The organism is Aeromonas sp., from assembly GCF_050633025.1.
Taxonomy (GTDB): Bacteria; Pseudomonadota; Gammaproteobacteria; order Enterobacterales; family Aeromonadaceae; genus Aeromonas.
Genome location: NZ_JBODRQ010000206.1, coordinates 1 through 3,995 on the forward strand (window position 1 = coordinate 1; position 3,995 = coordinate 3,995).

At 61.9% G+C, this 3,995-nt stretch carries 3 protein-coding genes; 2 read left to right on the forward strand and 1 reads right to left on the reverse strand.

Annotated elements, in window-relative coordinates:
* Positions 1–372: 372 nt before the first annotated feature.
* The gene (locus ACRAUW_RS17195; protein ID WP_058059628.1) at positions 373–1,326 is read right to left on the reverse strand and encodes a LysR family transcriptional regulator; all 954 of its coding nucleotides are present in this window, start codon (positions 1,324–1,326) and stop codon (positions 373–375) included.
* A gap of 155 nt (positions 1,327–1,481) precedes the next feature.
* Here ACRAUW_RS17195 and aguA point away from each other — a divergent pair, with 155 nt between their 5' ends.
* Together aguA and ACRAUW_RS17205 are read left to right on the forward strand one after the other, a co-directional pair.
* Positions 1,482–2,594, forward strand: coding sequence for an agmatine deiminase (aguA, locus tag ACRAUW_RS17200; protein WP_431363249.1), 1,113 nt, complete (start codon positions 1,482–1,484; stop codon positions 2,592–2,594).
* Positions 2,595–2,733: 139 nt separating this feature from the next.
* Positions 2,734–3,995: amidase (locus tag ACRAUW_RS17205; RefSeq protein WP_431363250.1), on the forward strand; the 1,262-nt coding region annotated here is incomplete at its 3' end.

The following is a 3,995-nucleotide window of genomic DNA, read 5'->3' on the forward strand; positions in this document are numbered from 1 at the left end:
TGGGATGAGAGATTTTGGGATGAGAGAGTTTGGGATGAGAGATTTTGGGATGAGAGAGTTTGGGATGAGAGATTTTGGGATGAGAAATTTTGGGACACCCACCGTTTTGAACTATCTGTTGGGTGATAAGCATATGGATGAATATATCTGAAATTTAAAGGTTATTTTGCTTGTCTGCGATGCTGCAAGTTGTAGCGTAACGGCGCCCTTCTCCCCTTGTGGGAGAAGGGCTGGGGATGAGGGGCTCATCCTAACCCTCTCCCGGAGGGAGCGGGAACTGATCGAGGTTCGGTTTGGACATCATGGTCGGTCAGCAAACACCTTTCAGTGGGGTCTGTTGGTGATCCCATTCAATTTCGGAGGCGAGTTGCCTTACCTCGGCCCCACCAGCTCTTTCATCAAATCTTTGAGCCACACCAGTGCGGGCTGTTGCGCGTGAACGGGGTGCCAGACGCAGTTGAGGTGGTAATCGGGCACGTCCTCGGGCAGCGGCAAGCTTTTCAGCGGCCAGTGGGTGGCGAGCAGCTCGGCCACCATGCTGGGCAGCACCAAGAGGTGATCGCTCTGGCTGACGATGGCGGCGGCGGACATATAACTCTGGCTGTTGACCGAGATGGTGCGGCTAAAGCCCTGACTCTTCAGATAGCGGTCGAGGCTCGCCTCCGAGGTGCCCAGCGGCGAGTGGAACACATGGGGCATGGCGATAAGCTGCTGCAAGGTGATGCGCTCCATCCACTGGGAGGGGTCATCCTCGGCCCCGGCGGGGGCCGATTTGGCAATCGGCAGATCGGCGCGTACCAGCCCGGCCAGCGGCTCGGTGAGCCAGGTCTCTTTGCCCAGATACCCCGGCACCTGCATGTACTCGTCAAACCCCAGCACCAGATCGATCTCGCCGCTTGCCAGTTCGGCTTCGGGCAGGGTGTCGCGCAGGATGCGGATCTCGATGGTGACCCCCGGCGCCAGCCGTCTGAGCCGCTGGATCAGCGGCGGGATCAGCACGCACTCCACGTAATCTGTGGTGCAGAGCACGAAGCGGCGCTTCGACTGGCTCGGCTCAAACTCCTCTTCCTCGGTGAGCTGTTGCTCCAGCAGCCGCAGCGCCTGCTGCACCCCGAGATGCAACCGCTGGGCGCGCGGGGTCGGCAGCATCCCCTGCGGGGTGCGTACCAAAAGCGGGTCGCCGAGAAAGGTGCGCAGCCGGTTAAGGGAGTGGCTCATGGCGGGCTGGCTGATAAAGAGCGCCTCGGCGGCGCGGGTGACGCTGCCCTGCGTCATCAGGGCGTCAAACGCGAGCAGCAGATTGAGGTCGAGCTGGTGCAGTTTCATGGGGGGATTATTCGCCGTGTTTATGGGACAATCCATCCTATTCATTTGATGGATGGGGGCGCAACGTCTTACTCTGCGACCCACTCTTTTTTTTCCGGGTTCCCGCGCCGCATCGGGCGTAAACGGGGGCCTCAATCTATGCAAGGAGCCTTGCGATGAGCATCAAGACCATGAACTCCGCTCTTCTCGATTCAACACCGGCCGCCGACGGCTTCACCATGCCCGCCGAGTGGGCGCACCAGCAGGCCGTCTGGATGATCTGGCCGTTTCGCCCTGACAACTGGCGTGAAGCCGGTCGCTTCGCCCAGCCCACTTTTGCCAAGGTAGCCGATGCCATCGGTGGTGCGACTCCGGTCTTTATGGGGGTGCCAGCCCAGTTTATGGAGCAGGCTCGCGCCATCATGCCCGCCCACGTCACTCTGGTTGAAATGAACAGCGATGACTGCTGGGCCCGCGATACCGGCCCCACCATCGTTACCAACGCAGCAGGCGAGTGCCGTGGGGTGGACTGGGGCTTCAACGCCTGGGGCGGTCACAAGGGCGGTCTCTACTACCCGTGGAATCAGGATGAAGAGGTTGCTGCCCAGATGCTGGCCCAGCACGGCATGGCTCGTTACGATGCGCCGCTGATTCTGGAAGGGGGCTCTATCCACGTCGATGGCGAAGGTACCTGCCTGACCACCGCCGAGTGCCTGCTCAACGAAAACCGCAACCCGCACCTGACCAAAGAGCAGATCGAAGCTCACCTGCGCGACTATCTGGGCGTCACCAGCTTTATCTGGCTGGACGAAGGCGTCTATATGGACGAAACCGACGGCCACATCGACAACATGTGCTGCTTCGTGCGTCCGGGTGAAGTGGCGCTGCACTGGACTGACGATCAGAACGATCCCCAGTACGCCCGCTCCGTGGCCGCCCTCAAGGTGCTGGAAGCGGCGGTCGATGCCAAGGGTCGCAAGCTGAAAGTGTGGAAGCTGCCCCAGCCGGGCCCGCTGTTCTGCACCGAAGAGGAGTCAGCCGGTGTCGAGATCGGTACTGGTGTGCCGCGCGAGGCAGAGGGCCGTCTGGCCGGTTCCTATGTGAACTTCCTTATCACCAACGATCGCATCGTCTACCCGCTGCTGGATGCCGCCACCGATGGCGAAGCCCAGCGCATTCTGGAAGAGATCTTCCCGGAGCACACCGTGATCGGCGTACCGGCCCGCGAGATCCTGCTGGGCGGTGGCAATATCCACTGCATTACCCAGCAGATCCCTTCAGGTCAGTAAGCTGGTCGAAGAGTGTAGAAATTCAAAACCCCACGCTGTGGGGTTTTATCTCTTGATGGTGTGATGGTCGCAGGCGCTGATGTGGCGATCATCATGACAAACAGTCACCCTTTTACAGGAGATCCCCATGATCGCCAAAATGGTAGATGTCACCGAGATTTCCATTGCCGAGCTGCGTGCCGCGCTCGGATCAGGCCGCACCACTGCGGTCGAACTGGCCAAGGCCTATCTGGCCCGGATCGAGGCCTACAACGGCCCCGAGACTGCCACCAAACTCAACGCCGTGGTGGTCGCTAATCCCGATGCGCTGAAAGAAGCCGAAGCTTCCGATGCCCGCCGTGCCCGTGGCGAGACCCTGAGCCCGCTCGACGGCATCCCCTACACAGCCAAAGACAGCTATCTGGTCAAGGGGCTGACCGCCGCCTCCGGCAGCCCGGCCTTCAAGGATCTGGTGGCCCAGCGCGATGCCTTTACCGTGGAGCGCCTGCGCGCCGCCGGTGCCATCTGCCTTGGCAAAACCAATATGCCGCCGATGGCCAATGGCGGTATGCAGCGCGGCGTCTATGGCCGTGCCGAGAGCCCCTACAACGCCGACTACCTGACCGCGCCGTTTGCCTCCGGCTCCTCCAACGGCGCTGGTACTGCCACCGCAGCCAGCTTCTCCGCCTTTGGTCTGGCGGAAGAGACCTGGTCGAGCGGCCGTGGCCCTGCCTCCAACAACGGCCTGTGCGCCTACACCCCGTCCCGTGGCGTCATCTCGGTGCGCGGCAACTGGCCGCTGACTCCGACCATGGATGTGGTGGTGCCCTATGCCCGCACCATGAATGATCTGCTGGAAGTGCTGGATGTGGTAGTGGCTGACGATGCCGACACCCGTGGCGATCTGTGGCGCATGCAGCCCTGGGTGCAGCTGCCCAAGGCCTCCGAGGTGCGTCCGGCCTCCTATCTGGATCTGGCTGCCAAGGCCGATGCCCTCAAGGGCAAGCGCCTCGGCGTGCCGCGCATGTTTATCAACAAGGATGAACTGGCCGGCACCAGCGAAAACCCCGGCATCGGTGGCCCGACCGGTCAGCGCATCCATACCCGCGAGACCGTGATTGCCCTCTGGGAAGATGCGCGCAAGGCGCTGGAAGCCGCTGGCGCAGACGTTATCGAAGTGGACTTCCCGCTGGTTTCCAACTGCGAAGGGGACCGACCCGGCGCGCCGACCGTGTTCAATCGCGGCATCGTGAGCCCGGAGTTTCTCAACGACGAGCTGTGGGAGCTCTCCGGCTGGGCGTTCGACGACTTCCTGCGCGCCAACGGCGATCCCAAGCTTAAGCAATTGGCCGATGTCGATGGGCCGAAGATCTTCCCCCACGATCCGGGCACCCTGCCGAACCGCGAGGGCGATCTGGCGGC

Excerpts from the sequence above, each read along its gene's own strand:
- ACRAUW_RS17195 (WP_058059628.1), bottom strand. The coding sequence starts at position 1,326 with ATGAAACTGCACCAGCTCGACCTCAATCTGCTGCTCGCGTTTGACGCC.
- aguA (WP_431363249.1), top strand. The coding sequence starts at position 1,482 with ATGAGCATCAAGACCATGAACTCCGCTCTTCTCGATTCAACACCGGCC.